This window comes from Blautia sp. DFI.3.45, assembly GCF_020593505.1.
GTDB classification, from domain to species: domain Bacteria; phylum Bacillota; class Clostridia; order Lachnospirales; family Lachnospiraceae; genus Blautia_A; species Blautia_A wexlerae.
Genome location: NZ_JAJDMI010000163.1, coordinates 1 through 506, shown reverse-complemented (window position 1 = coordinate 506; position 506 = coordinate 1). Strand labels below are relative to the sequence as shown.

The following is a 506-nucleotide window of genomic DNA, read 5'->3' as shown; positions in this document are numbered from 1 at the left end:
CAGTTGATATTTCACATATTTTAGGAAATTTAATAACTGTTATATTTGATTATCAAATTCTTCGCAAACCCTTGAAAATACTAAGTTTGTAGCAAGTGAACTTTCCCTTACTCTTTCCCTTGTGTTACATTTTCCCATTGCTTTTCATGAACCTTAATATGGGAAAAATTAAGGGAAAGAAAATTTCATAACACAATATAACATATAACAATAACGACATGGTGAACTGATTGAAATGTTTTCGATATTTAACTCTGTAACTGATTATCAAAAGAAAATGGAGATAAGATACGATGAGAACAATTTATGCAGAATATAATATAAACCACGATAGTATTGATGTTTACACAAGTGCTGGATATATGCTTCGCATTGATTGCTGGGAAGCTGAAAAAAATTTAAAAACCACATATGGATCAGAATGTGCGCTTACTTCATTGGCTGTGGATGAGCCTTTGGAATATGCAAGATTATATCTTGATGGCAATTTACAGATGTGGGTGGAT

The 506-nt window shown here is 31.6% G+C and carries 1 protein-coding gene; it reads left to right on the top strand.

Annotated elements, in window-relative coordinates; genetic code table 11:
• Window positions 1-293: 293 nt before the first annotated feature.
• Window positions 294-506 (top strand): DUF6061 family protein (locus tag LJE09_RS17415; protein WP_173717604.1); only part of this gene is annotated, 213 nt, incomplete at its 3' end.